The sequence below is a fragment of the Denitrobacterium detoxificans genome (assembly GCF_015062615.1).
Taxonomy (GTDB): Bacteria; Actinomycetota; Coriobacteriia; order Coriobacteriales; family Eggerthellaceae; genus Denitrobacterium; species Denitrobacterium detoxificans_A.
This window is the reverse complement of record NZ_SUUH01000001.1, coordinates 480,304-505,937: the sequence shown is the minus strand read 5'-3', so window position 1 is coordinate 505,937 and position 25,634 is coordinate 480,304. Positions and strand designations below refer to the sequence as shown.

The following is a 25,634-nucleotide window of genomic DNA, read 5'->3' as shown; positions in this document are numbered from 1 at the left end:
GTGGAGCGAGAGTCTCAGAGCGCAAGCCAGGAACTTCAGGCCGATCAGATCGATCAGGTCCCAGAGTCTGCGTCCTTCGATGAGGGCGTGGGGCTGGGCGTTGACATCGTGCGCATCGACCGCATGCGTGCGGTCCTGGAGCGCTCTCCGCGCTTCAGAACGCGCGTGTTCACGGAAGGCGAGCGTGCGTACTGCGATAAGACGAACCAACCCGAAGTGCATTACGCCACGCGCTTTGCCGCAAAGGAAGCGGTGCTCAAGGCGCTTGGCACGGGGTTTTCGAAGGGCATTGCTCCCGCCGACGTGGAAGTGGTGCGCCTGAAGACGGGCCGCCCGCAGGTTCGCCTGCACAGGCGTGCCAAGGAAGTTGCCGATGAGCTGGGTGTTCGTGAGCTTCCCATTTCGCTTTCGTTCACGCATACCGATGCCGTGGCCTGCGCCATGGCCATCACGCTGGAATCCGATCGCGCAACCGCGCGTCGCACGGATCCTATGGACGAGCTGGCGAAGCAATTCAAGGAAACGCGGTCCCTGCTCGACGATATTCCGGTGAAGCGTCCCAAGACGCGCATGACGCCGTTTGGCAGGCAGGCGGTGGCGCAAGACGATTCTGGCGAAGGTGATGCGTAGTGAAGCAGTACACCCAGAAGACCATCAACGACTTGCTGCCGTTTCCCGAACCGCAGATGAACAAGTACTCGCGCGGCAAGGTGGTGCTCATCGTGGGCAGCGCCTCGTATCCGGGTGCCGCCGCGCTTGCCTCCATTGCCAGCCAGCGCGCGGGCGCCGGCTATACCGAGGTGTTCGTGGACGATAGCGTGGTTGCGCAGGTCCAGGCCACGCATTCCTCGCTGGTGGTGCGTTCGTGGGACATGTGGGACTCTTCTAGTTTGAAGCCCTCCACGCCCGAGCACCCCTTGGCCTACGTCATTGGCAGCGGCTTCGACACGAACGACCCGTATGTGGGCAACATCCTGCGACGCCTGCTGAAGAATGCCAAGGCGCCGGTTCTGGTGGATGGCGGCGCGCTGAAGCTCATGCCTGCACGCAAGATGCGCGACATGTGTAAGCAGCGCTACCAGGAAGGGTATCCCACCATCGTCACGCCCCATGGCGGAGAGGCGAAGGTGCTGGCCAGCGTGTTCGCCCTACCCGTAGACGACCAGGAGGAACTTGCGCTTACGCTTTCCCAGGCGTATGGCGCGATCACCGTTCTGAAGGGGCCCGATACTTATATTTCCGATGGCGACCACGTGTACAGCATGACGGAGGGCACGTCGGCTTTGGCCAAGGCGGGCACGGGCGACGTGCTTGCTGGCATCATCGGCGCGTTTCTGGCCCAGGGCCTTGGCCCCATTGAGGCCTGCGTGCTGGGCACGACGCTGCATGCCCGTGCGGGTAGGTTGGCCGCCGAGGAGCTTACGAGCATTTCGGTATGTGCGGAGGACGTGCTCCGATTCATTCCTCCGGCAATTAAGGATATGTCCGGCGGCAGGGTTTCGTAGCCACGCGCCGGTATTGTAGATAGGAAGGAAATAGACGTGACGGAAGAGAATCCGAGTCTATTCGACAGCGCAACGGCAGCGGAAACGGTAAGCGATCCGGCTGCCCGCATCGAAGCGCTGCGTCGTGAAATCGAGCATCACACGTACTTGTACTACGCCAAGGATGCCCCCGAGATTTCCGATGCCGCTTTCGACTCGCTCATGCGCGAGCTGCGCGAACTCGAGGCTGCGCACCCCGAGTTCTACGATGCCAATTCTCCCACGCAGCGCGTGGGTGGCTACGTGGGCGAGCAGTTCGCCCCGGTTGCGCATGCTGCGCGCATGTATTCCATCGACGATGCCATGGGCTTGGAAGAGCTGGAAGCGTGGATGGACCGTCTGCAGGAGACGCTCGGTCGCTTCGTGCCGCTGTGCTGCGAGTTGAAGATCGACGGCAGCGGCATCGCCCTCACGTACGAAGATGGCCGCTTGGTGCGTGCGAGCACGCGTGGCGACGGCACCACGGGCGAAGACGTCACGGCGAACATCCGAACCATTCGCGACGTGCCCCTGCGCCTGCGCGATCAGGCCCAGGCCATGCTCACCGACTCCGAGGCTGCCATCGAGCTGCGCGGCGAGGCCTACATGCCCAAGAGCAGCTTCGAGAAGCTGAATGCCGCCGCTGCCGCGAACGGGAAGGATGGCTTTGCCAATCCGCGCAACGCCGCCGCGGGCAGCCTGCGCCAGAAGGACCCCAGCATTACGGCGCATCGCGACCTTTCCACGTTCATCTACGCCACGGCCAGCAATGCCGCATTCCGCATGAACGGCCAGTTCGAGCTTTTGGAGTGGATGCGCGAGGCGGGCTTCCACGTGAATCCCGACGTGGCGCTGTGCTCGACGCGTGAGGAAGTGCTTGCGTTCTGCGAAAGCGTGCTGGAAAAGCGTTCGTCGCTGCCGTACGACATCGATGGCGTGGTGGTGAAGGTCAACGAATTCGCCATCCAGGACGCCATGGGCTTCACCGCACGCGCCCCGCGTTGGGCCATCGCGTACAAGTTCCCTCCTGAAGAGAAGACTACGCTTTTGCGCGATATCACCGTGCAAGTGGGGCGCACGGGTGCGCTTACGCCCGTGGCCGAGCTGGAGCCCGTGCGCATCGCGGGTTCGGTGGTGGCGCGCGCCACGCTGCACAACGAAGACGAGGTGCGTCGCAAGGACGTGCGCGTGGGCGACACGGTCATCGTGCGCAAGGCGGGCGACGTCATTCCCGAGGTGCTGGGCCACGTGCCTTCGCTGCGTCCGGCTGATGCGCAGGAATGGAGCATGCCCAAGACGTGCCCCAGCTGCGGAAGTCCCGTGGTGCGCGAGGAAGGCGAGGCCGCGTATCGTTGCGTGAGCATCGATTGTCCTGCTCAGGCGCATGAGCGCTTGGTGCATTGGGCAAGCCGCGGCGCCATGGGCATCGAGGGCTTGGGTGACGAGGTTATCGGCCGCCTTCTGGAATCGGGCCGCGTCACCGACGTTGCCGACTATTACAACTTGAGCGAATACGACCTGGCCACCTTGGACATGGGTCGCGTGAATAAAGATGGCGAGGCCATCCATCTGGGCCCTGTGGTGGCGGCCAAGATACTTGCAGAACTGCAGGCAAGCAAGCAGCGCGGTCTTGCGCGCGTCCTGTTTGGCTTGGGCATTCGCCACGTGGGCAAGACCACGGCTGAATCGATTGCCCAGGCGTACCCCTCCATCCAGGCGTTGCGCGATGCCTCCGAAGAGCAGCTTGCCGCCATCGAAGGCATTGGCGCCATTATCGCCAAGAGCATCTACCTGTTCCTGCGCACTCCGCAGAACGAGCAGGTCATCGACCGTCTTTTGGCCGCTGGCGTGGTTATGGAAGAGCGGCGCGCGGAAAGCGGTAAGCCCCAGACGCTTGCCGGCCTCACGTTCGTGCTCACGGGTACGCTCTCTCAGAGCGGCATGTCCCGCACCGATGCGGGCGCTGCGCTGAAAGAAATGGGCGCCAAGGTAAGCGGCAGCGTAAGCAAGAAGACGAGCTGCGTCGTTGCCGGCGAAGCTGCTGGCAGCAAGTACGATAAGGCCATTTCCCTGGGGGTTCCCGTTATCGACGAGGCTGCGTTCCTGCGTATCCTGGAAACGGGCGAGGCGCCCGAAGGGGTAGGGGAAGCGTAGGGCCATGGCGGCAGGCCAGGAACATAACCAGGGTGAAACCGCAGGGGCGCAACGCCCCGTGCGCCCCAAGAAGCGTCGCCTCGACGAGCTGATGATTGAGCGCGGCCTGTGTGACGACGCAGAAGAGGCGAAGCGCTTGGTGATTGCCCACGAGGTGAAGGTGGGCGACGAATACGCCACGAGCGCTGCCGCGCGCATTGTGCCAAGTGCCGATATCTGGGTGAAGGATCGTTCGCGCTACGTTTCGCGCGGTGGCTACAAGCTGGAGGGCGCGTTGCGTGCGTTCGACCAGTCGGTACAGGGGGCGTCGTGCATCGACATGGGCTCTTCTACCGGCGGCTTCTCCGATTGCCTGCTCCAGGCGGGGGCGGCCAGCGTGACTTGCGTTGACGTGAACTATGGCATGCTCGCTTGGAAAGTGCGCAGCGACCCGCGCACCATCGTGCGCGAGCGTACGAACATTCGCACGGCAACGCCTCAGGAACTGGGCGCGCCCTTCGATATCCTGGTGGCCGACCTTAGCTTCATTGGGCTTGCCAGCTTGGCGCCCTCCTTCGCGCGCTTGTGCCATCGTGGCAGCGTGTTCATTGGCTTGGTGAAGCCCCAGTTCGAAAGCGATCATGACGAAACGGAACGTGGCCTGGTAACCGACCCGGCGGTGCGCGAGCGAACGGTCGAGGAAGTGCGTCAGGCGCTGAGCGACAACGGCTTCGACGTTACTGGCGTTATCGAATCGCCTATCCGTGGAAAGCGCGCGGGCAACATCGAATACCTCGTGCGCGCCGTGTTCGGCCAATAGCACAATTCCAACCGTTCGCGCGCCTGCATTTTGTAGACTCGGTCGTTCTCCGTGTTGTTTACTTTAGCCGACTAAATTATTCCTGGCGGATGGCTATACTTGTGTGCTAAAGCAAGTTCGCCGCCATGCGGCAGGGCAGAAGGAACGCGTATGCAGATCACACCAGCCGAAATCGCCGAAACTCTGGCTATGGTCAGCCAGCAACACCTCGACATCCGCACCATCACGCTTGGCTTGAACCTTCGTGCGTGCACGCATGAGGACATCAACGTCATGGCGCGTAAGGTGTACGACCGCATGACCACCGCCGCCGAAAAGCTCGTTCCCACGGCCGAGCAGCTGGAACGCGAATTCGGCATTCCCATCGTGAACAAGCGCATTTCCGTTACGCCCGTTGCCGAGATCTGCGGCGCCGTTGCCGCCCAGGACCTTACGCCCATTGCCGAGGCCATGGACAAGGCGGGCAAGGAAGTGGGAGTCGACTTCGTGGGCGGCTTTTCCGCCCTGGTGCAGAAGGGCGCTACGGCTTCCGATACGAAGCTCATGAACTCCATTCCGCACGCCCTAGCCGTTACCGATAACGTGTGCAGTTCGGTGAATGTCGCCTCTACCCGCGCGGGCATCAACATGGATGCCGTCTGGAAGATGGCCAATACCGTCATCGACACTGCCAAGGCCACGGCCGACCGCGACTGCATTGGCGCAGCCAAGCTCGTCGTGTTCGCCAACGCGGTGGAGGACAACCCCTTCATGGCGGGTGCCTTCCATGGCTCCGGCGAGGCCGATGCCGTGGTCAACGTGGGCGTTTCCGGCCCCGGTGTGGTGCGTAACGTGCTCGCCAACATGCCGAAGGACGCTTCTGTCACCGAAATCGCCGAGGCCATCAAGGCAACGGCATTCAAGATCACGCGCGCGGGCGAGCTCATGGCCCGCAATGCCAGCGAGCGCTTGGGTGTCCAGCAGGGCATCCTGGACCTTTCCCTGGCTCCCACGCCCGCCGAGGGCGATAGCGTGGCCGAAATCCTCGAGGCCATCGGCGTGGGGCAGTGCGGCGGCCCGGGCACCACGGCGGCTCTGGCCATGCTCAACGATGCGGTCAAGAAGGGTGGCGTCATGGCGTCTAGCAGCGTCGGCGGCCTTTCGGGTGCATTCATTCCCGTGTCGGAAGATGCTGGCATGATTCGCGCTGCCGAATCGGGCGCGCTCTGCCTCGAGAAGCTTGAAGCCATGACTTGCGTATGCAGCGTGGGCCTGGACATGATTGCCATTCCGGGCGACACCACGCCGGAAGCCATCTTCGGCATCATCGCCGACGAAGCCGCCATTGGTGTCATCAACACGAAGACCACTGCCGTGCGCGTCATTCCCGCCATTGGCCGCAGCGCCGGCGAGACGCTTGAGTTCGGCGGCCTGCTGGGTTCCGCTCCCATCATGCACGTCAACGAGCATGCGGGTACCGTGTTCGCCCATCGCGGTGGCCGATTCCCCGCGCCGATTAATTCTCTGAAGAACTAATCTATTGGGCCGTAAGGCCGTCTGACCAATTACAATAGCTCGAGGAGGGGTTCGAGTTATGTCAGATTCCAATCGCAATGGCAATGCGCGTCCGCACGTGAAGCAGCGTGCGGCGCGTGATGCTTCACTTGAGGCGCGTGGTCGCCAGCGTTCTTCGCAGCGTACCGCGCGCGAGCATGCCCAGCTTGCCGCCGAGCATAGTGCTGAAATGGAGCGCGAGCGCGTGCGCCACCAGCGTGCCGTCGCCGAGCGTCAGAAGCAGGCAACGTCGGCCAACCGCGTGCACGTCAGCGACGTGGGCGGCGTGACGCATGCCGTTTCCGATCGTCATCAGTGCGCCAATGCGGGCAATACGGGCAGCAATCCGCGCATCGATACGTCGTACGCCAAGCGGGCCCATACCGGTAGCTTCACGCCTGCCGTGCGCGAAGAGCGTGCGGGTTCTTATACCGTCGAGGGAAAGGGGCTTGGCTTCGTGCGTTCCGGAAGGCGCGCCCCCAAGGCGGCTATCGTTGCCTTGGCCGTGGTTCTTGTGGCCATTCTGGGCTTCGTCATGTACCAGACATCCTTCGCTCCCGTGCCCGTGGTGGTGAATGGGGTGGAAATGTCCGTTGCGCGCACCGATACGTACGACCAGGTCGTGCAGAAGGCGGGTATTCAGGTTACGCCGGGTAGGCTTCTTGCAGTCGATGGTTCGGTCATCGACGACGCGGGCGGCGCGCCCTATGCGCTTGCCGTGAACGGCCAGGACGTCGATGCGAATGCACGCATTACGCCCAATGACGTTATCTCGGTAAGCGATGGCGGCGATACTACGGAAGACTATACCGAGTCCACCCAGACCGTTGCCGCCGAATGGGTGGACGACGGCTCCAAGGGGGCTGTGCACCAGGTTGTGAGCCAGCCCGCCGACGGTATTGTGGCAACGCGCACGGGCTCCATATCGGGCATTACCGTGGAAGGCGTTACCGTTCAAGAAGTGCAGAATGCCGTGCTTTCTCGCTATAGCATCAACACTGGCGGGGAAAAGGTCATTGCCCTCACGTTCGACGATGGTCCCTGGGACGAATGGACGAGCGAGATCCTGGACATTCTGGATGCCAACGATGCGAAGGCTACGTTCTTCATCGTGGGCGAGCGCATTGGGGAGGCCTCGAATGGCCGCGATCTTATCATGCGCGAGTACAACAGCGGGCATCAGCTTTGCACGCATACGTTCGACCATGCCAAGGGCAGTGGCAAGGGCGTGAACATCAGCTACATGTCAGCCGAAGAGCAGATTGCCGAAATTGAGAAGGGCCGTCAGGCAATTTCCGACGTAACGGGCGTGGAGGCCAGTCGCGTGGTGCGTTGCCCGGGTGGCAACTACACGCTTGAAAGTGCCCAGATTCTGAACGAGTACGTAACGTACGACATCGGTTGGAATATCGATACGCGTGACTGGTCGAAGCCGGGCGCGCCTGCAATAGAAGACGCCATCCTGTCGGCTGATTCGGGCAACATCATCCTCATGCACGATGGTGGTGGCGATCGCTCGCAGACGGTCGAGGCGCTTCGCTCTGCGCTTCCCAAGCTCAAGCAGCAAGGGTACCGATTCGTTACCATCGACGAACTGCTTTCCTACCACAAGGGGTAGTTCCGCGCGAAAGCGTTTCCTACCAGCTCTTTCGAATGCCGTCCTTCGGGGCGGCATTTTGCGTTTCGCGCATGTGCCGTGTGCGCGAGTCGTGAGAGCGGTTGCATGCTGGGCGCAGGGTCATTACAATGTTTTTATACAGATTGTCAAATATCGTGCATGTTGTATAAAACACGATCGTGCACATGCCAATGAGGGGGATTATGTCTGAACCCACGACCGCGGGGTTTCCCGTGGATGCGGCCGAGGCCCGTACGGACCGCCGTTCCGCCCGTACCCGTGCCGCCCTCCGCGAGGCGCTCATTCAGCTCATCAACGAGAAGGGCTATGACGCCATCACGGTGGGTGATTTGTGCGAGCGGGCCGATATCACGCGCGGCACGTTCTACAACCATTACAGCGACAAGGACGCGCTCCTCGTGGCGTGCGAGGACGAGATCATTGCCGAACTGGAAGCCATCCAGGCGCGCATGAATGGCCTCGACCTCGTGCAGACCACGATCTGCGTGAAGCGCAAGAAGCCCATTCCGCTGCTGGTGAGCCTCTTCGACTACCTGCGTAGTCAAGCGTATTTCTTGGGCGCCGTCATGGGCCCTCAAGGCGACCCGCGCTTCGAGCGTAATTTGCTTACGCGCGTGCGCGAGATACTCATGGGTTCGGTGCTTCACGAGCGTTACCGCAAGAATCCCACGCCCTTCGTGAACTACTACGTTACCTTCTACGCATCGGCTTATCTTGGCGTTGTGAAGGAGTGGATCGAAACGGGCATGCGAGAATCCTCGGAGGGCATGGCGGTTATCGCCCAGCGCCTGCTGTTCATCAAGGCCGGCGAATCGATCAAGCTGTAATCAATCGGCCCCAGGCCGTTTAAAAGGAGACATTATATGACCAAGGCAAACGAGAACGACCAGATGCGCATCGGCGTCGACGTAGGTTCGACTACGGTAAAGCTTCTGGTTCTGAACCCGCAAGACGAGACGGTGTTCTCGGTGTACCGCCGCCATCATTCCGACGTGCGCGCTACCATCGTGGATATCATCGACGAGGCGTTGGAGCAGGTGGGCGATGTGCCTGCCACTATCGACATCACGGGTTCGGGCGGCCTTCTGCTTTCGCAGTGGCTCCAGGTGCCCTTCGTGCAGGAGGTCGTGGCCAACAAGACGGCCATCGAGCGCATCATTCCCGCTACCGACGTTGCCATCGAGCTGGGCGGCGAAGACGCGAAGATCATCTACCTGGATGGTGGCATCGAGCAGCGCATGAACGGCACGTGCGCAGGTGGCACGGGCGCGTTCATCGACCAGATGGCCACGCTGCTTGACACCGACGCCTCGGGCCTGAACGAAATGGCCAGCCGTCACACCATCATTTACCCAATCGCCAGCCGTTGCGGTGTGTTCGCCAAGACCGACGTGCAGCCCCTGCTGAACGAAGGCGCCAAGAAGGACGACATTGCCGCGAGCGTGCTGCAGGCCGTGGTCATGCAGACCATTTCCGGCCTGGCATGTGGTCGCCCCATCCGCGGCAACGTGGCGTTTCTGGGTGGCCCCCTGCATTACCTTTCCGAGCTGCGCCAGCGCTTCATCGAAACGCTCGAGCTCACCGACGAGACCACCATCATCCCCGAGGAATCGCACCTGTTCGTGGCCCGTGGCGCCGCGTTTGCGTCCGAGGAGAACGAGGAAGTCGTTTCCCTGGGCATCCTGAAGCAGCGCATGGCCGATTTGGGCGATGTGCAGGGTAGCGAAGTGCCGCGCTTGGAGCCGCTGTTCAGCAGTGAGGAAGAGCTGCAGGCGTTTCGCGAGCGCCATGCGAAGGCGGCTGTTCCCAAGGGCGATCTTTCCGAATATCGCGGCGAGGCGTACCTGGGCATCGACGCTGGCTCCACCACGCTGAAGTCCGCCCTCATTGGCAAGGACGGCCAGGTGCTGTACAGCTTCTACGCCAACAACAAGGGCGACGTGCTGGGCACGGCGCGCCGCATGCTGGGCGAACTGGAAGAGCGCATTCCTCGCGACGAGCAGGGCAATGCGCTGGTAACCATTGGCCATACCACCACTACGGGCTATGGCGAGGCATTGCTGCTGGAGGCCATTCAGGCCGACAGCGGCGAAATCGAGACGGTTGCGCATTTGCGCGGCGCCCGCGAGCTGAACCCGGATGTCGACTTCATTCTGGACATTGGCGGCCAGGACATGAAGTGCATGACGGTGAAGAACGGCGTCATTGAGCACATCATGCTCAATGAGTCGTGCAGTGCTGGCTGCGGTAGCTTCATCGAAGCGTTTGCTACGTCGCTGAATCTTTCCGTGCAGGATTTCGCGGAGGAGGCCCTGCATTCTGCCGCTCCCGTCGACCTGGGTAGTCGCTGCACCGTGTTCATGAACAGTCGCGTGAAGCAGGCGCAGAAGGAAGGCGCCACCGTTGCCGACATCAGCGCAGGCCTTTCCTATTCGGTCATCAAGAACGCGCTGTTCAAGGTTATCAAGCTGCGTGACGCCAGCGAGCTTGGCGAGCATGCCATCGTACAGGGCGGCACGTTCCTGAACGACGCCGTGCTGCGTGCGTTCGAGAACCTGGCCGGCCACGACGCCATTCGCCCCGACATTGCGGGCCTCATGGGCGCTTGGGGCGCGGCTCTGCTGGCGCGCGATCGCGCAGCGGGCAAGGGCACCAAGATGCTTACGCCGGCGGAAATCGACCAGCTCGAGGTAAAGCACAGCACCGTGCGTTGTGGCCTGTGCTCGAATAACTGCCTGCTTACCATCAACGACTTTGGCAAGGATCCCGAAACGGGCCGTCGCCGTCGCTTCATCACGGGCAACCGCTGCGAGCGTGGCGCAGGCGCGAAGACGAAGAGCAAGGACGTTCCGAACCTGTTCGAGTTCAAGAACGACCTGCTGTTCAATCGCGAGGTCCTTCCCGCCGATCAGGCGAAATATGGCACCGTGGGCATTCCCCGCGCGCTGAACATGTACGAGAACTACCCGTTCTGGCATAGCTTCTTTACCACGCTGGGCTATCGCGTAGAGCTTTCCAGCGCTAGCACGAAGGAGACGTTCGAGGCGGGCATCGAGTCCATGCCGTCCGAAAACGCCTGCTATCCTGCGAAGCTTTCCCATGGCCACATCATGGAACTGCTGGAGCGCGACGTCGACTTCATCTGGATGCCCTGCATTCGCTGGGAGCGCCAGGAAGACGAAGGTGCGAACAACCACTTCAACTGCCCGATTGTCATGAGCTACTCTGAGGCGTTGAAGCTCAACATCGACGAGCTGCGTACGAGCCGTACCGACTTCCTGAATCCGTTCATTCCCTATGACGACAAGGAAGCCCTAAAGAAGCGCCTGTACGAGCACCTTTCGAAGAACCGCAAGCGCGAGCTGGAAGCGCGCGGCATTGCCAATGTGGCCGTGCCCACGCGCAAGGAAATCAACGAGGCCGTCGACCGCGCTTGGCAGGTCGACTTGGACTTCAAGAGCACCATGCGCGCCAAGGGCGAGGAAACGCTGCGCTGGCTGGAAGAGCATCATAGCCACGGCATCGTGCTGGCAGGTCGTCCGTACCACATCGACCCGGAAATCAACCACGCGCTGCCCGAGCTTATCACGGGCTTCGGCATGGCCGTGCTTACCGAGGATTCCGTAGCCCATCTGGGTAACCTCGAGCGTAATCTGCGCGTGTACGACCAGTGGATGTACCATACGCGCCTGTACAACGCCGCTCGCGTGGTCACGCAGCGCTCCGACCTCGACCTGGTTCAGATGATGAGCTTCGGTTGCGGCCTGGACGCCCTTACCACCGACGAGGTCGAAGAGATTTTGGAGGGCTCGGGCAAGGTATACACCCTGCTCAAGATCGACCAGATCTCGAACCTGGGTGCTGCGCGCATTCGCATCCGCTCGCTCATGGCTGCCCTGGAGCAGCGTGCGGGCGACGACGAGTTCGCGCACGAGGAAGAGGGCATGGACCCCTCGATCGACGAAGCGCATATGAACCGTGACGCGGCTCGTGCCGAGCTTTCCCAGGCCCGCGGCGCGTGCGTCACCGATGGCTTCGAGTTCAAGACGCATCGCAAGACCGCATCCACTGAATTCCCGCGTGTGGAGTTCACCGAGGAGATGCGTGAGACGTATACCATTCTGGCCCCGCAGATGAGCCCGATACACTTCGAGCTTTTGGTACCGCTGTTCCGCGCCAACGGCTACAACCTGGAACTGCTGCCCGCCGTGGACACGGGTGCCGTGGAAGCGGGCCTGAAGTACGTGAACAACGACATCTGCTATCCGTCCATCCTGGTCACGGGCCAGATTATGGAAGCTGCCACCAGCGGCCGCTACGACATGGACAAGACGGCGTTCATCATCACCCAGACGGGTGGTGGCTGCCGTGCCACGAACTACATTGCGCTCATCCGCAAGGGCCTGCATGAGGCTGGCCTCGACCAGGTGCCCGTGGTTTCGTTGGCGTTCAACAACACCGGTGAAGTGAACTCGGGCTTCAAGGTTACGGGCAAGATGCTGCTTACCGCCATTCCCGTGTTGGTCATTGGCGACCTGCTCATGCAGATGCTCTATCGCACCCGTCCGTACGAAGCCGAGCCCGGCAGCGCGAACGCGTTGTTCCGCAAGTGGATGGACTACCTGGTGGAGCATGAGACGACCATGAGCCGCCGCCAGTTTAACCGCGCCATCGAGCAGATCGTGCGCGACTTCGACGAGCTGCCCTGCGTCGATTTCGGCAGCAAGCCGCGCGTGGGCGTGGTGGGCGAGATCCTGGTGAAGTTCCATCCCACGGCCAACAACGACATCGTGGGCACCATCGAGGCGGAAGGCTGCGAGGCGAACGTCCCCGGCTTGGTGGACTTCTTCCTGTTCGGCATGCTGAACCCGGCGGTTCGCCACAAGGAGCTTACGCCCAACCTGAAGAAGTACCTGGGTGCACGCTCGCTCGTTACGTTCGTGGAGTCTCAGCGCAATCCCGTACGCAAGGCGCTGGCTGCCAGCAAGCGCTTCGAGCCCATCATGCGCATCGAGGACATTGCCCACGGCGCGAGCGACATCATCGACCTGGGCAACACCATGGGCGAGGGCTGGCTGCTTACGGGCGAGATGGTGGAACTGGTGAACGAGGGCGTGCCGAACATCGTGTGCACGCAGCCCTTCGCGTGTCTGCCTAACCACGTGGTTGGCAAGGCCGTCATCAAGGAGATGCGCCGCCAGTACCCGCAGAGCAATATCGTGGCCGTCGACTACGACCCGGGCGCTTCCGAGGTGAACCAGCTCAACCGCATCAAGCTTATGATTGCGGTGGCCAAGGAGAACCTGAAGGAAGAGCGTGCCAAGAAGGCTGCCGAAGCGGGGGAGTAATCCAAAGGCCGTAGCCTAGCGTAAATGCAAAGAATGAGCCGGGCTGGGGGCGTATGCTTCCAGCCCGGCTTTCGCTATATGACCTGCGGTTTGCGCGTAGCTTGTTACCCAATGAGCGAGATGATTTCCTCGCGTGAGTGCGCGCCCGTTTTCTGGTAGATATGGCGGGTATGCGTCTTGATCGTATTCTCCGACAGGAAGAGCTCGGCTTCGATTTCGGCGCGCGTCTTATCTTGTCCCAGCAAGGCCAGAATTTCCGCCTCGCGCTCGGTGAGCTTGTAGGTTTCGGCAAGCTCGAGGCATCGGCGTTCATAACGCGCTCGTTCGCCGATGACGCGTGCGCCCGTTTCCAGCGAGATGCCGCACGCGCCCCAGTCCTCGTTCACGGCCTTTTCGCGCCTCCAAATGAGAACGCAAAGCGCCAGCAGTACGATGCAGATGGTCGCGATGGCGTATAGGAACGCTTGCTCCGTGTTGAGCTGCAGCGAATGAAGCGTGTTCTTCGATAGGACGCTAATGAGTATGGCCGCTTCGCTACATGCGCGTGCGCAGGCAAACGGACGCAGACTGGGCACCTCGTAGCGATGGCAGATGGTTGCCATGATCATCAAGGCGAATATGGTGAAGCAGACGTACGCGAGTTTTCCCAAGAAGGATGCCACGAGATTGAACGGCTGGACCGTAATGGGGATAAGCAGAACCGCCACCACCGCAATGGGGAAGGTGATGCGCGCGAATTGGCGAAAGTCGATCGTGTGCTTTTGCATGGTGCAAATGAGCAGGGTGATTCCCACGATGCAGGTCGCGCTGATGCGAAACATCGATCCTCCCACGCCCTGCGTTTCTTGAACCCCGGAAATGCTGGAGATGAGCGCGGCTATCGTCATGAGGGCGATGAGGCGCTTGGGCAGGGGATAGCGTACGTTTTCTGCTGCGGGCTTTTCGGGCGGAAGGGCACTTTGCGAAAGCCATGCGCAGAAAAGCGAGCAGAGGGGCATAAGCGAGATGGTGAAGATTGCCACTGGCTGGCGCAGGCTCCCCACGAAGAAGGAAAGCACGTAGGCCCCGATGCAGCATCCCGCGGAATAGACCAGCAATTGCGTGGTGCTCATGCGGCTGTAGATCTGCGCCCAGAAGCAGAAGAGAACGGAGCCGCCAACGGCGGTGAGCGCACTCAGCACGATGATGATGGCTGGCGGAAGGTGCATGGGGAATACGCAGAGCGCCATGAGGAGCGTGCCCATGCAGGAAAGCGCGCACGTCGTTACGGCCATGGGCATATGGCGCGAGAACGATTGCAGGCGGGGTGCAAATATGGCGAAGAGGGCGAGCGACCCCACGTCGCCGATGCGCATTCCGAGGTCGAAGAGCGTGCGCTCGGCTTCCCAGTCGGGGTTCGCCGGGTAAATGGAGGAAATGTGCGTAAGGCAGAGCCACGTAATGAAAAATGCCAAACCCAGGAAGCGGATGGGGTACATATGGGCGCCCGTTTCCTCGTTTTCGGGGAAGAAAAACGGGGCGTTTGTAGCCTTATCGCTTGTCTGCGTCTGCTGTTCGTCTGCCATTGCAATCGCCTCCCTGTAATTGCGATTGTTATTGTATCAAACCTAAAAGGCCTGTTTAACTAACGGGTGATATACGGGTGAAACCCATTTCGCCCAAGAGCCCCGTCCTTCACCCGTGCATGTGCGTCCGTGTGGGGATACAAAGTACGTGCGCGGTTCAACTCGTCTTGCGGGACGGTATACCGCGCGGAGAAAAAAGGCAAGTGGATTACAGGTAGACACAGGAGGGAAGTAATCTATGGGCAAACATGAATGCCTAGAGCCTACGCGTCGCGGCTTTCTGAAGGCCGCTGGCGTGAGCGCACTGGCTGCAGCCGGTGCATTTGGTCTTGCGGGTTGCTCTTCGCAGGCGTCGAATACGGCTGCCGTGAAGAACGCGGGTGGTGTAGGCAAGTTCAACGCCGACTTGTACACGGACGTGTTCCCCGTGAAGACGCGCAACATCCCCGTACTCGACCTTGAGAGCGATCTCACTCGTACGGGCAACGTTGCATTCGAGATGCGCGACATCCCCGAGAGCGAGATCGTCCGCACCGAGGAAACCGACGTTCTGGTCGCTGGCTGCGGCCTGACGGGTTCCGTTGCCGCTCTGTCTGCTTCCGATGATGGCACCACGCAGGTTCTCTGCATCGAGAAGATGGACGTGGGCCGCGGCATGTTCGAGGGCATGGGCGTTGTTGGCGGCAAGAAGATGGAAGAAGCCGGCAACATCGTCGACAAGGCCGAGATGATGGACGTCATGCGCTTTGCCGCCCAGTACCGCGTGCCGGTAGACCCCATCAAGCTGTGGGGCGACCGTTCCGGCGAGGCTGCCGACTGGCTGCAGGAGAAGTTCGATGAAGGCGAAGGCCAAATTCAGACGTACTTCAAGGCTGGCACTCCCGCATCGCACGGCTATGCTGCTCCCCAGACCGAAATCGCCTTCAAGAGCGAGCAGTGGTCCGAGCAGACCACGAATAACGCTGGTGGCGCTGGCATCATGATCGTTGCCGACCTGGCCAACACGTTCAGCAAGCGCGCGAATGCCGATCTGCGCTACAAGACGGCAATCGTGAAGCTCGAGCGCGAAGACGGCGGTCGCGTAACGGGCGCCATCTGCAAGGATGAGTCCGGTTACTTCCGCGTAAACGCCAGCAAGGGCGTCATCCTGGCAACGGGTGGCTTCGAGGCCAACCCCACGATGCTGAAGTCCTGGTGCCGTACCGAAGACGTGACCAATTACGCCTCTTGGTGCCCCAACACGGGTTCAACGGGCGACGGTCAGCTGATGGGCCTGGCCATTGGTGGCCAGATGGATCCGCTGCCTGCTGCGGTCATGAACTTCGACTTCGGCAACCCGACCGGCTTCTACAGCGGCGCTACGGGCCTGAGCCCCTTCCTGAGCGGCATCATGATCAATGAGAAGGGCGTGCGCTTCTGCGCCGAGGACCTTCCGTTCCAGGCTCGCTCCAACGCCATTAGCGCTCAGCAGGGCTGCGGTGCCCGTACCTGGCGCCTGTCCAGCTCCACTCAGCTGGCTTCCCTCGAGGACGCCGCTCGTGAGAAGGCTCTCACCGCTTTTGACGGCCTGATTGAAAAGGGCTGGGCATTCCGCGCCAGCAGCCTTGCCGAACTGGCCGAGAAGATTGGCTGCGACGCCAAGACGCTCGAGGACGAGTGTGCTCGCTTCAACGCGTTCAAGGATGCCAGCAAGGACGACGACTTCAATCGCAACATGGCCAAGGCCACCAAGATCGAAGGCGACGAGTTCTTTGCCATGATCCATCAGTCCACCATTCTGGCTACGGTATCTGGCCTGGTAGTTGACTACAACTGCCACGTTCTCGACTACGACAACAACGTCATCGAGGGCCTGTATGCCGCAGGTGGCGCTTCGGGTGGCTTCTTCAGCGGTAACTATCCGCGTCACATCTTCGGGCCTTCGGTGGGCCGTTGCGTCACCTTTGGCTACGTGTCCGGCGAGCATGCTGCGAAAGGAGAATAAGCAATGGCAGAGGAAATGACCTCTCAGGAGCAGCCTCAGAAGAAGGTTCATAAGAAGGGCATCGTAGCGGGCGTTATCGTTGCCGTCGTGATCATCGCTGGCATTGGTGCTTTCGCGTGGCACAACACGCCTTCCTTCTGCGGTACGGTGTGCCATGACAGCATGGGCGAGCATCTTGCCAACTACGAGGGCACGGATGCTTCCGAAGGTGCCGGTCTTGCGCACCTGCATGCAGGCGCAAACGTGACCTGCCTCGATTGCCACAAGGCTGAGCTTGATGTGCAGCTGGCCGAGCTGGGCTCCCAGCTTACGGGCAACACCGACAACCTGGGCCTTGCCGATCGCTATTACGTGGACAACGAGACCTGCCTCTCGTGCCATGGCGATAGCTACGAGGCTCTTGCCGAGAAGACGGCTGATCTGGGTGCCTACAATCCGCATTCTCAGCCGCATGGCGAGATGAACTGCAACGAGTGCCATAAGGGCCATGCTTCGCAGGTGGATACCTGCGGCGAGTGCCACAGCAATGGCGGTCAGAGCATGAAGGCATAAGTCGAAATCGACAGTGCATTCGAAGGGCGGTTCGCATTGAGCGAGCCGCCCTTTTTGCGTATGGGGTTGCGTGGGGTGGTGGCGCTTGGCCCTACGAATCGCCGCCCGTGTCGAAGCCCTGGTTCACGCGGTCGATGAGCTCCTTCTTCGAATGTACGTTGAGTTTCGAGTAGATGGCTCGCACGTGGGCGCGTACCGTGTAGATGGAAATGGTTTCCGCCTCTGCGATTTCGGCGGGCGTTGCGCCGTGGGCCAGCTGGGTGAAGATGTCGGTTTCGCGCGCGGAGAGGCCATGCGACTCGGCGAGCGCTTGGCAGTTGCGCTCCCATTCTGCGGTAAGGCGTTCCTGCGGGTTGAAGACATCGGTCTTCAGCAGGTCTTCCTTGATGGGCAGAAGCAGGTTGCCCATGCGGTTTTCCGAGAAGACGAATAGCGAGCTGGCCAGCGTGAGTATGCCGAAAACAACGAGGAGGGCAAGGTTGTACGAATCGGGAATGATCCCATTGCGGAATCCTATCGCGATGAGCGATCCCAGTGCCGTGCCCGTGGCCAGCGCGGCGTTTCCGAAGCCGAATACGCGCAGGGCGCCCGATTGCAGCTGATACACCGTCCAGGCCAGCATTGCCCAGACGATGGTGTTGTACAGCGTGCAGATGGTATGCGACAGGGCGGCGGTTGTTGGGTCCTGAACGCCCGAAAGCGCTATTCCCAGCATGAGCACCATGAGCGCGATGCTGGCAACCAGGTACGTTTTCATGATGCCCGATCGTTCGTTATGCCCGAAGAGCGTGGCAATCATAATTCCTAGCGCTGGTAGTACTTGCAGTACGTTGCTCGTGAGCATGCTGGCAGCAAGGCGATCGGTGGGCATACCTGTCAGTATGTACGATTCGAGGACCTTGAATCCCGTTGAACATATGATGATGGCCCCGAGTACAAGAACCGTTCGCTGGGTGGGTGCGCCATCGCGGTAGAGCATCTGGGCTTCGCCGCGCACTGATTCGCTGCGTATGCACAGTAGCGCGCTTGCGCAGAGCGGCAGGATGGCGAAGGAGGATATGGCGACGATGTCATTGCAACAGTTGAGCAGGAAGACGATGCCGGCTGCGTAGAGCATGCAACGCGCAAGCATATACACTGCGCGGCGTGGCGGAAGCGATCCGTATAGAGGGGCGGCGCGGAAGAAAATGAACGTGGTACCCATGCCGGTGAGAATGCCCCCGATTTCGAAGGCCGCCGGAGCGATGGAAGGGGTGAGCAAGATGAGCACCGTGCCGATGGTGGCGATGCCGGCGCCTGCCATGGTGAACCAATTCTTCGCGATGAAGCGCTTGCATTGCTTCGACGCGAGAGCAATGAGGATCAGCGCGACGACGCAGGCGGTGAGGTGAGTGAACACCAGGCGATCGATGGCGTCGGCCTGCCCCGTTGCGTCGGCCCAGAATAGCCCCGAAAAGGCAATGGAGTTCCAGGCCATCCAGAAGGCAAGGCCAAGATACGTTAGGTCGGGATCTTTCTGGTCAATGATCTTGCGAATTGCTTCTGCAGTCATCCTCATCCTCTCGTCAATGGCATTTTATCATCTTGCAATTCTCTGATATGGGCCTTTACCTGTTTTAGTTCGCAATTGACTAGGTGCGACTAGTCAATTAGTCAACGCTTATCTATTCAGACTCCGTGAGCTCCTGTCTATCTTTCTGCCGCAGACGAAGCCGAATCGTGCTGGAGAGCGTCCCGATGACGAGCGGGAGATTCGGCAATGCTTTACGGAGGAGAATCGCATATGGATGCACGACGGGAAGAGCTTGCCGTGCAGCTCGCATCGATCAATGCGGTGCGAGCGGCAATGTATCGCAAGCTCGCTCATCTCTATCTACACGAATGCACGCAAGACGAACTCGAAGCCCTTTCGAATCAGTCGTTCGAGGGCCTCGATGGCGGCGTTGCGGAAATCGCCGAGGGCTATTCCGACATCAAGCGCGCCCTGGCGAACATGAATACGGGAACGCGTCAGGCGCTTGCCGTGGATTACGCCCACACGTTTCTGGCTGCGGGCAATTACGAGACGTATGCGGCCACGCCGTACGAATCGGTGTTCACCTCGGAGCATGGCCTGCTCATGCAGGAAGCGCGCGACGAAGTCTACAAGGCGTACTGCGAAGAGCATATGCAGCCTGATCCCGACCTACATATTCCCGAGGACCACATTGCCTTCGAATTCGAATTCCTGGCCAGCCTGCTCGAGCGCATGAATGATGCTCTGGAAGCTCAGGATGGTGGGGAGGCGCTGCGCTATGCGCGTTTTGCCCGCGCGTTCCATGAGTGCCATCAGCTGAATTGGATTGATGATCTGGCCGAAACCATCATCGAGGTTGCCGAGACGGATTTCTATCGCGGGCTGGCGAAGGTAACGCGTGGGTTCGTCCATCAGGAGACTGAGGTCATGGCTGATGTGATCTGGGCGCTCGAAGAGATGGGCGGTGAGGCGTAATGGAGCAGAATGCCTGCGAAAGTACACTGGCAGGGGAAAAGCGCCATGCGTCCAAGCTGCTCAATCGCAAGCTTCCCTCGTTTCAGGCGTCCAAGAGCTTCGAGGCATATGCCGCGAATGGCGCGGGCGAGATTGCTCCCGAAGGGGAGGGCCATTTCGGGTTCGAGCATGTGGACATTCAGGACGCGCCCACGGTCGATGCACCGCTCGAGGAGCGCGTGGATTCCGTCCTTCGCTGCGTGGCTTCGCAGAATTCCCTGCGCGAGCCGCTGTACAAGGTGCTGGCCCATTGCACGGAAGAGCGTCTGTTCTCACAGGTGGAAAGCTTCATCCAGCAGCTCGACGAATCACGCTTCGGCCATTTGCTGCAGACTCCCCACACGATGGTACAGATGCTCGTGAATGCGGGCGGCCTTGCGAAGACGCCTGTTGATGAGATGGGCGAGCCCCTTGGCGAGGAAGCCCTTGCCGACCCTGACGTTGTTCCCGCGGACTATCTCGTCGTCGATACCGAGGCGGGCTTGGTCGTAGTTGATCTCATCGCGCCGCAGCGTCGTCTCGAGGCCCTGCTGGCATATCGCCCTCATCGGAAGGGTACCTATCTAGCGATGCTCGCGTTTTGCCGGGAGCCTCGCACGTTTTCCGAAATCAAGGAGTTCTACGAATCTGCCGAAGGCTTTGCCAAGGATACGGTGCACGAGCATCACACGCTCGCGCCCGATTTCTACATCGACAAGCTCGCTTCGGCTGGTGGTTTGGTTTGGCAAGGGGCGTGGGTTATCACGCCTGCTGGCGAAGATGCGCTTGCGCGTGCGTAACCGCCCCTTTGTTGAATAGAAAGCAAGACGAGAGAGAGTAAAGGAACGAGAGGAGTAAGCATGGTGTCGACGAATATGTCACGTCGTTCGTTCGCGAAGATTGCCGCCATCGCTGGCGCCGCTACGGGCGCGCTGGGCGTAACCGCGGCCAACGACTTCGTACACAGCGACAAGGCATGGGCGGATGACGATGTGCAAGAGGTTCATACCTCGTGCCGTGCCTGCATTATGAACTGCGGCGTTATTGCCACGGTGAGCAATGGGCGCGTCATCAAGCTGAAAGGCGACCCTATCGACCCGATGAGCAAGGGGCACATCTGCCCCAAGGGACTTTCGGGCATTCAGGCGTTGTACCATCCCAACCGCAACAAGTACCCCATGAAGCGCGTTGGAGAAAAGCCTGGCAACAAATGGGAGCGCATCTCCTGGGATGAGGCTGCCAAGACGGTTGCCGAGTCCATGATTGACATGCGCGACAAGACGGGCAAGCATGGCCTGCTCTGCTCGACGGGTGGCGGTGGCAATCCGCAGTTCTTCAGCCCGCCGCGCTTCCGTAACTTCTGGGGCGCCGGCAACGTGTTCGAGCCGGGCTGCGCTCAGTGCTACCTACCCCGAAATTACACGATGCCCCTGATCAACGGCTTGGGCGATACGTCCATCGCCGACGGCAACTGCACCGAGCTGTACAAGCCCGCGAAGTACGGCAACCTGTGCGACGTCTTCGTCATGTGGGGCACGGGCCCTGCGTGGAACTCGCCTGCGACGTCGGGCCGCGCCATCGCCGAGATCCGCGCGTATGGCGCCAAGACCATCGTGGTTGATCCGCGCTTCACGCCCGACGCCAGCAAGGCCGACGTGTGGCTGCCCATCAAGCCCGGTACCGATGCCGCGATGATGCTGGGCTGGATGCACTACATCATCGAGAACAAGCTCTACGAGAAGATTCCCGACTACGAGGACTTTGCGGCTAAGTGGACCAATCTCCCGTTTTTGGTAGACGCTCGCGATGAGGTGTCGTTGCCCCTGGTGACGCCCGACCTTACTACCGACGGCAAGCTGCTGCGCGCTTCCGACGTGTTCGACGACTGCACGGCCGAAAATGAGGGCTATGTGTACTTCGATACGGCTACTCAGCAGGTGACGAAGGCATTTGCGTTGGGTCCCGATAACGAATCCAGCTACAATCCCCAGCTGTTCGGCACCGTGGAAGTCACGCTGAAGACGGGTGAGACCATTACGTGTAAGACGGCCTTCCAGGCCTACAAGGATCGCTGCGAGAAGTACGATCTCGATACCGTAGCCGAGATTACGGGCTGTCCGGCCGAGAAGATCGCCGAGGCCGTGGAGCTGTACTGCTCGAGCGCCCATGGCGGCATTTCCCTGGGCGTTGCAACCGACCAGTATCCCGTGTCCACGCAGGCTGCCATTGGTGCTGCCGCCCTGGATTGCATGACGGCGCACCTGTATCACGGCGGCTGCCCCGCCAACAGCGTTGGCGGCTATGGTTCCACGGGCTTGGAATCCGCCGAATCTACCATCTTCCCACCAGGCTTCCTGGGCGAGACTGCCTATAAGTTCCAGGAGGACGAAGCCATCTTGGAGCGTCTGGGCTACTGCGAGCACAAGGGTCTGGGCGGCTGGATGCACAGCCATATTCCTACTATCCTTTCCGCTGTGCTCACGGGTGAGCCGTATCAGCCCAAGGTGTGGATCGAGCGTTCCGGCAACAAGATGGCCGCTCTGGCGAATGCCTCCTCGTGGACCGAGGCGTTCCCGAAGTTCGACCTGATCGTGCATGGCTACATGTACCCGACGTCGTTCACCACGGAAGCTGCCGACATCGTGTTCCCCGTATGCGAGTGGCTCGAAAACTCCTTCGCGCAGATGCGCCTGAACGTGAACTTGCTTCGCCAGCCTGTTACCAACCTCTTCGAGGCTGCTGACGAAATTATGATGTGGGGCAAGATTGCCGAAGCCATGAGTGACAAGGACAGCGACCTCTACGACCCGAACATGGAAGCCGCCATGAGCGACGAGATGATTGGAAGCCCGCTGGTCCCCGCGTACTGGAAGACCATCAACGAGTATTGGGACTGGGTAGCCAAGCAGTGCGGCGACTCCCGCATCACCACCATGGAAGAGGCCAGGCAGATCATGCCCGAGGAATGGGCTACCGAAGACGAGTTCTGGGGTGGCACCGAATACGACGGCTACTGCCACGTGGGCGCTGTGGCCGGCTCTTCCGGCAAGAAGGGCGACCTGGGCGCAAGCGGCGCTGCAAACGCGAATGCCTACACCGGCTTCTCCACGGCTGCCAATGACATCGTCGACGACCCGAAGAAGTGCGGCCCCTATGCCGACAACATGCTCTACATTGGCCGCCATGGCCTGGAGTCGTTCGAGATGCCCGCTTCGGTGGTGGACTGGAACCCCATGCCGTACTACTTCACGCCGCAGGACGAGACGAATTTCGGTGACGAATACCCCCTCACGCTCACCGAAGGCCGCCTGCCGTTCTTCCATCACGGCACGCTGCGCAACAACCCCTACATGCGCGAGCTGTATCCCGCTCCGGAAGTGTGGATCTCGCCCGAGAACGCCGAGAAGTACGGCATCTCCGATGGCGACTGGGTGAACCTGAAGAGCCCCCGTACCGATGGCAAGGATGTCTTCCGCGACATCACCACGGGCATCGATACCGCCACGACGCTGGCGAAAAGCAAGACCGAAGGCGTTTCCGAGTTCAATCCCGGCGAGGAGCTCACGGCCGACGCCCAGAAGATCGTAAGCGACGGCATTTATGGCGTGGCACGCGTGACCAAGGGCATTGCCGAAGACAGCCTGTACATGGAGCGCTTCTGGAACCCCGAGTTCCTGGAGGATGGTTCCGATGGGCGCAAGTCCTGGACAACCGAGAACATGAACGTGCTTACGAAGAATACGGGCTTCTACAACCCCGAGTTCGGCACGTATACCCTGCGCGGCATTCGCGTGAAGATCGAGAAGGCTTCCAAGCCCGAAGGCGTTTGGTACGAGCCCACCGACTTCGAGCCCTGGATGCCCGAGCCGAGTGATTTTACCGGAGGAGCGTGTTACGAATAATGAGCCGCTATTGCCTAGTTGTTAATGCCGATCGGTGCTTCGGCTGCCATTCCTGCGAGGTTGCCTGCAAGAACGAGAACGGCATCGCCTTGGGCGAGGACTGGAACAAGGTAATCCAGGTGGGTCCCATGGGAACGTTCCCGAACTTGGAACAGTATTGGCTGCCCGTTCAGTGCCAGCAGTGCGAGGAGTCTCCTTGCACGCACGTGTGCCCCACGGGCGCTTCCTATCGTAACGAGAATGGCGTCGTGCTGGTGGACAAATCCAAGTGCATCGGCTGCAAGTACTGCATGATGGCCTGCCCCTATGGCGTTCGTTCCTGGAACAGCGAAGAGAAGTGCGTCGAGAAGTGCACGCTGTGCCAGCAGCTTACCTCGGTGGGCAAGGACCCTGCTTGCGTAGCTGCCTGCTGTGCAAGCGCGCGTTTCTACGGCGACCTGGACGATCCGGACAGCGACGTATCGAAGGCGCTGTCCGAGGCCGATCCCTCTTCGGTGCATAAGCTGTCTGACTGCGGCAATGGCCCGCTGACCAGCTATATCCTGTCCAGCAAGATTGCAACGTGGGTCGATTCCGCAGAGTTGGAGCCCGTTTCGGATTCCCACGGCGCGGCCTGGCAGAAGAAGGAGGCGTAAGACATGGCTATTCAATGGTCCCTGGTCCTGTTCACCGCCCTTACCGGCATGGCGGGGTGGATGCTTGTCCCGTTGGCGCTCGATGAGGTGCGCGGTGCGAATGAGGGCATTCGCTTCAAAGTTGCCGTGGTCGCTATCGTCCTGGAAGTTGTGGGTGGCATCGCTTCCGCCACGCATCTTTCGCATCCCGACCGCATGCTGGGGGCGCTTTCGCATCCCACGTCGGGCATTTTCGTGGAAGCCATGCTCGTGGGCATAACGATTGCTCTGGTCGTCGTCTACGTTGTGCTGCTCAAGCGTGAGGCGAGCGATTCCGTCCGAAAGGTCTTTGCGATTCTGGGCGCTCTCATTGGCGTGGCGCTGTCCTTCATGGCGGGCGATTCGTACATGATGGCCTCCCAGCAGAATTGGAACACCCTGCTGCTTCCGCTTGGCTATCTGGGTACGGCTATTCCCTCCGGCATTGCCGCATACTATGTGCTTGCCATTTCGTCTGGCGTTCAGAAGGATGCGCTCGAGCTGCATGGCAAGATGCTCGTCGCGGGCGGCATCGTGGCTGCCGTTACTGCCGCCGCCTTTGCCCTCGCTTCGGGTAGCTCGGCCGATTTCGCGCTGGTCATCTGGGGTCTTGCGGTTTTCGTGGGCGGCGTTTGCCCCGCGGTGCTGGGCGTTGCCCTGCTTCGCGGCGATGCGGCGAAGCTCAATCCCGCAACTCTGGCCGCCCTGGCGTGCCTATGCGCCCTTGCCGGCTCCATTGCGTATCGCTGCTACATGTGGCTGTGCTCTGAAGTTCTGAATAACTTCTTCCAGGTAATGTAGCTCTTCTTGGCTGCGCCGTCGGGTTCGCTCGGCGGCGCGGCCTTGTGTGTGAAAGCGAATGCCATGAACGAAATCTCAACTACTTCCGTGCGCGTCTCGCGCAGGTCGTTTGCCCTGGGTGCCGTCGCATGCGCCGGCCTGTTCGCCCTGGGACAGGGAAGCGTCGTGCTCGGCGAGGATGCCGGCTTGCTGCGTCCGCCGGGCGGCCAAAACGAGAGCGCCTTTCTGGCGGCGTGCCTGAAGTGCGATAAATGTCGCAGCGTATGCCCCGAGAACTGCCTGACTGCCAGCTTGCTGGAGGACGGGTTCGTCTCCTATCGCGCGCCGAAGATCGACTTCCGCAAGGGATACTGCACGTTCTGCAATGACTGCATCGCCGTGTGCCCCGTGGGGGCGCTGGGCGCGTTCGACCCGGCGGAAGACAAGATTGGCCTGGCCGTCATTGACCATGAGGAATGCATTGCATATCAGGAGAGCGGCTGTCATGCCTGCGTCGATGCATGCGCGTATGGCGCTATCTCGCTCGACGGGAACGGCCACCCCGTCGTTGACGAGGCTCTCTGCAATGGATGCGGTCAATGCGAATACGAATGCCCTTCGGCAAGCTATGGCTCGTATTCGGGTTCCAAGAGCCGAGGCATCAACGTCGTGCCGTGTAAGGAGGCATAACAC

Annotated in this window: 18 protein-coding genes; 16 read left to right on the top strand and 2 right to left on the bottom strand. The window is 60.7% G+C overall.

Going from position 1 to position 25,634, the window contains the following annotated elements:
• From acpS to E7002_RS02150, 8 genes are all read left to right on the top strand, one after another.
• Positions 1-630, top strand: a complete 630-nt coding sequence (acpS, locus tag E7002_RS02185; RefSeq protein WP_303727283.1) for a holo-ACP synthase — start codon at positions 1-3, stop codon at positions 628-630.
• Positions 630-1,505, top strand: a complete 876-nt coding sequence (locus tag E7002_RS02180; protein ID WP_303727282.1) for an NAD(P)H-hydrate dehydratase — start codon at positions 630-632, stop codon at positions 1,503-1,505. The genes acpS and E7002_RS02180 overlap by 1 nt, the downstream gene beginning before the upstream one ends.
• A 36-nt stretch (positions 1,506-1,541) precedes the next feature.
• Positions 1,542-3,677, top strand: coding sequence for an NAD-dependent DNA ligase LigA (gene ligA, locus E7002_RS02175; protein WP_303727281.1), 2,136 nt, complete (start codon positions 1,542-1,544; stop codon positions 3,675-3,677).
• A gap of 4 nt (positions 3,678-3,681) precedes the next feature.
• Positions 3,682-4,476 (top strand): TlyA family RNA methyltransferase, encoded by a 795-nt coding sequence (locus tag E7002_RS02170; RefSeq protein ID WP_303727280.1) that lies wholly within the window; start codon positions 3,682-3,684, stop codon positions 4,474-4,476.
• A gap of 150 nt (positions 4,477-4,626) precedes the next feature.
• Positions 4,627-5,991 (top strand): PFL family protein, encoded by a 1,365-nt coding sequence (locus E7002_RS02165; RefSeq protein ID WP_303727279.1) that lies wholly within the window; start codon positions 4,627-4,629, stop codon positions 5,989-5,991.
• A 58-nt stretch (positions 5,992-6,049) separates the two neighbouring features.
• Positions 6,050-7,627 (top strand): polysaccharide deacetylase family protein, encoded by a 1,578-nt coding sequence (locus tag E7002_RS02160; protein ID WP_303727278.1) that lies wholly within the window; start codon positions 6,050-6,052, stop codon positions 7,625-7,627.
• Between the two features lie 203 nt (positions 7,628-7,830).
• The gene (locus E7002_RS02155; protein ID WP_303727277.1) at positions 7,831-8,475 is read left to right on the top strand and encodes a TetR/AcrR family transcriptional regulator; all 645 of its coding nucleotides are present in this window, start codon (positions 7,831-7,833) and stop codon (positions 8,473-8,475) included.
• Between the two features lie 36 nt (positions 8,476-8,511).
• Positions 8,512-12,996 (top strand): 2-hydroxyacyl-CoA dehydratase, encoded by a 4,485-nt coding sequence (locus E7002_RS02150; RefSeq protein ID WP_303727276.1) that lies wholly within the window; start codon positions 8,512-8,514, stop codon positions 12,994-12,996.
• A gap of 104 nt (positions 12,997-13,100) precedes the next feature.
• On the opposite strand, the gene E7002_RS02145 is transcribed toward E7002_RS02150, so the two are convergent.
• Entirely contained in the window at positions 13,101-14,561 is a 1,461-nt protein-coding gene (locus tag E7002_RS02145) for a helix-turn-helix transcriptional regulator (protein ID WP_303727275.1), read from the bottom strand.
• A 238-nt stretch (positions 14,562-14,799) separates the two neighbouring features.
• Here E7002_RS02145 and E7002_RS02140 point away from each other — a divergent pair, with 238 nt between their 5' ends.
• Both E7002_RS02140 and E7002_RS02135 read left to right on the top strand, forming a co-directional pair.
• Complete coding sequence (locus E7002_RS02140) at positions 14,800-16,545, top strand: FAD-binding protein (RefSeq protein ID WP_303727274.1); 1,746 nt, start codon at positions 14,800-14,802, stop codon at positions 16,543-16,545.
• Positions 16,546-16,548: 3 nt separating this feature from the next.
• Positions 16,549-17,097, top strand: a complete 549-nt coding sequence (locus E7002_RS02135; protein WP_303727273.1) for a cytochrome c3 family protein — start codon at positions 16,549-16,551, stop codon at positions 17,095-17,097.
• A 91-nt stretch (positions 17,098-17,188) separates the two neighbouring features.
• On the opposite strand, the gene E7002_RS02130 is transcribed toward E7002_RS02135, so the two are convergent.
• Positions 17,189-18,649 (bottom strand): LuxR family transcriptional regulator, encoded by a 1,461-nt coding sequence (locus E7002_RS02130; protein WP_303727272.1) that lies wholly within the window; start codon positions 18,647-18,649, stop codon positions 17,189-17,191.
• Between the two features lie 231 nt (positions 18,650-18,880).
• On the opposite strand from E7002_RS02130, the gene E7002_RS02125 reads away from it, so the two are divergent.
• The 6 genes from E7002_RS02125 (at position 18,881) to E7002_RS02100 (ending at position 25,631) form a co-directional block, all read left to right on the top strand.
• Entirely contained in the window at positions 18,881-19,588 is a 708-nt protein-coding gene (locus E7002_RS02125; RefSeq protein WP_303727271.1) for a molecular chaperone, read from the top strand.
• A complete protein-coding gene (locus E7002_RS02120; RefSeq protein ID WP_303727270.1) occupies positions 19,588-20,406 on the top strand; it encodes a hypothetical protein in 819 nt (272 codons plus the stop codon). The genes E7002_RS02125 and E7002_RS02120 overlap by 1 nt, the downstream gene beginning before the upstream one ends.
• Positions 20,407-20,466: 60 nt before the next feature.
• Positions 20,467-23,508 carry a molybdopterin-dependent oxidoreductase gene (locus tag E7002_RS02115; protein WP_303727269.1) on the top strand — a complete coding sequence of 1,014 codons (3,042 nt, stop codon included), beginning with the start codon at positions 20,467-20,469 and terminating at the stop codon, positions 23,506-23,508.
• Positions 23,508-24,143 (top strand): 4Fe-4S dicluster domain-containing protein, encoded by a 636-nt coding sequence (locus E7002_RS02110; RefSeq protein ID WP_303727268.1) that lies wholly within the window; start codon positions 23,508-23,510, stop codon positions 24,141-24,143. Before E7002_RS02115 ends, E7002_RS02110 begins: the two co-directional genes overlap by 1 nt.
• A 3-nt stretch (positions 24,144-24,146) precedes the next feature.
• Complete coding sequence (locus tag E7002_RS02105; protein ID WP_303727267.1) at positions 24,147-24,962, top strand: DmsC/YnfH family molybdoenzyme membrane anchor subunit; 816 nt, start codon at positions 24,147-24,149, stop codon at positions 24,960-24,962.
• A gap of 63 nt (positions 24,963-25,025) precedes the next feature.
• Positions 25,026-25,631 (top strand): 4Fe-4S dicluster domain-containing protein, encoded by a 606-nt coding sequence (locus E7002_RS02100; protein ID WP_303727266.1) that lies wholly within the window; start codon positions 25,026-25,028, stop codon positions 25,629-25,631.
• The last annotated feature ends 3 nt before the right edge of the window (positions 25,632-25,634 follow it).

Bases quoted from the DNA above. Each gene is read 5' to 3' on its own strand.
- E7002_RS02160 (WP_303727278.1), top strand. From the start codon at position 6,050: ATGTCAGATTCCAATCGCAATGGCAATGCGCGTCCGCACGTGAAGCAG.
- E7002_RS02115 (WP_303727269.1), top strand. From the start codon at position 20,467: ATGGTGTCGACGAATATGTCACGTCGTTCGTTCGCGAAGATTGCCGCC.
- E7002_RS02145 (WP_303727275.1), bottom strand. From the start codon at position 14,561: ATGGCAGACGAACAGCAGACGCAGACAAGCGATAAGGCTACAAACGCC.
- E7002_RS02130 (WP_303727272.1), bottom strand. From the start codon at position 18,649: ATGACTGCAGAAGCAATTCGCAAGATCATTGACCAGAAAGATCCCGAC.
- E7002_RS02105 (WP_303727267.1), top strand. From the start codon at position 24,147: ATGGCTATTCAATGGTCCCTGGTCCTGTTCACCGCCCTTACCGGCATG.
- E7002_RS02125 (WP_303727271.1), top strand. From the start codon at position 18,881: ATGGATGCACGACGGGAAGAGCTTGCCGTGCAGCTCGCATCGATCAAT.
- E7002_RS02170 (WP_303727280.1), top strand. From the start codon at position 3,682: ATGGCGGCAGGCCAGGAACATAACCAGGGTGAAACCGCAGGGGCGCAA.
- E7002_RS02150 (WP_303727276.1), top strand. From the start codon at position 8,512: ATGACCAAGGCAAACGAGAACGACCAGATGCGCATCGGCGTCGACGTA.
- E7002_RS02110 (WP_303727268.1), top strand. From the start codon at position 23,508: ATGAGCCGCTATTGCCTAGTTGTTAATGCCGATCGGTGCTTCGGCTGC.
- E7002_RS02140 (WP_303727274.1), top strand. From the start codon at position 14,800: ATGGGCAAACATGAATGCCTAGAGCCTACGCGTCGCGGCTTTCTGAAG.
- E7002_RS02135 (WP_303727273.1), top strand. From the start codon at position 16,549: ATGGCAGAGGAAATGACCTCTCAGGAGCAGCCTCAGAAGAAGGTTCAT.
- E7002_RS02155 (WP_303727277.1), top strand. From the start codon at position 7,831: ATGTCTGAACCCACGACCGCGGGGTTTCCCGTGGATGCGGCCGAGGCC.
- E7002_RS02165 (WP_303727279.1), top strand. From the start codon at position 4,627: ATGCAGATCACACCAGCCGAAATCGCCGAAACTCTGGCTATGGTCAGC.
- E7002_RS02120 (WP_303727270.1), top strand. From the start codon at position 19,588: ATGGAGCAGAATGCCTGCGAAAGTACACTGGCAGGGGAAAAGCGCCAT.
- E7002_RS02100 (WP_303727266.1), top strand. From the start codon at position 25,026: ATGAACGAAATCTCAACTACTTCCGTGCGCGTCTCGCGCAGGTCGTTT.